This window comes from Bacillus sp. ES1-5 (genome assembly GCF_022487605.1).
GTDB lineage: Bacteria > Bacillota > Bacilli > Bacillales > Bacillaceae_G > Bacillus_A > Bacillus_A wiedmannii.
The window spans coordinates 1-814 of sequence record NZ_JAKVPU010000038.1 but is presented as its reverse complement, the minus strand read 5'-3'; the positions used below and the strand labels follow the sequence as shown (position 1 = coordinate 814).

The window sequence follows — 814 nt, the reverse complement described above, 5'->3', positions numbered from 1 at the left end:
CGGGGACAGGATTTGAACCTGCGACCTTCGGGTTATGAGCCCGACGAGCTACCGTGCTGCTCCACCCCGCGATGATAAAATATTTAATTTAGAAAAATGGAGGAGGTAGAGGGATTCGAACCCCCGCGCGACTCTCGCCGCCTGTCGGTTTTCAAGACCGATCCCTTCAGCCGAACTTGGGTATACCTCCGAGATATAAAGCTTTAGTGGTGGACCTTGTAGGACTCGAACCTACGACCGGACGGTTATGAGCCGTCTGCTCTAACCAGCTGAGCTAAAGGTCCTTTATGGTAGCGGCGGAGGGGATCGAACCCCCGACCTCACGGGTATGAACCGTACGCTCTAGCCAGCTGAGCTACACCGCCATAAAAGATATAAAAATAAGTGGAGCCTAGCGGGATCGAACCGCTGACCTCCTGCGTGCAAGGCAGGCGCTCTCCCAGCTGAGCTAAGGCCCCATGTTTTTGGGAATATCGGGAAGACAGGATTTGAACCTGCGACCCCCTGGTCCCAAACCAGGTGCTCTACCAAGCTGAGCCACTTCCCGTTAATAAAAGCGCGCCCGAGAGGAGTCGAACCCCTAACCTCTTGATCCGTAGTCAAACGCTCTATCCAATTGAGCTACGGGCGCATATGGTGCCGAGGGCGGGGGTCGAACCCGCACGGTGGTCACCCACCGCAGGATTTTAAGTCCTGTGCGTCTGCCTGTTCCGCCACCCCGGCATGTCATATTGAAAATTGGAGCGGAAGACGGGATTCGAACCCGCGACCCCAACCTTGGCAAGGTTGTATTCTACCACTGAACTACTTCCGC

At 55.4% G+C, this 814-nt stretch carries 8 tRNA genes; all 8 read right to left on the bottom strand.

Annotated elements, in window-relative coordinates:
* Positions 1 to 97: 97 nt before the first annotated feature.
* Positions 98 to 190, bottom strand: a tRNA-Ser gene (locus MKO96_RS29165).
* A gap of 17 nt (positions 191 to 207) precedes the next feature.
* Positions 208 to 284 (bottom strand) — tRNA-Ile (locus tag MKO96_RS29160).
* A 4-nt stretch (positions 285 to 288) separates the two neighbouring features.
* Positions 289 to 365: transfer RNA gene (locus MKO96_RS29155), tRNA-Met, on the bottom strand.
* 20 nt (positions 366 to 385) lie between these two features.
* Positions 386 to 458: transfer RNA gene (locus tag MKO96_RS29150), tRNA-Ala, on the bottom strand.
* Between the two features lie 15 nt (positions 459 to 473).
* A tRNA-Pro gene (locus MKO96_RS29145) sits at positions 474 to 547 on the bottom strand.
* Between the two features lie 10 nt (positions 548 to 557).
* A tRNA-Arg gene (locus tag MKO96_RS29140) sits at positions 558 to 631 on the bottom strand.
* Positions 632 to 634: 3 nt separating this feature from the next.
* A tRNA-Leu gene (locus tag MKO96_RS29135) sits at positions 635 to 723 on the bottom strand.
* Positions 724 to 739: 16 nt separating this feature from the next.
* A tRNA-Gly gene (locus MKO96_RS29130) sits at positions 740 to 814 on the bottom strand.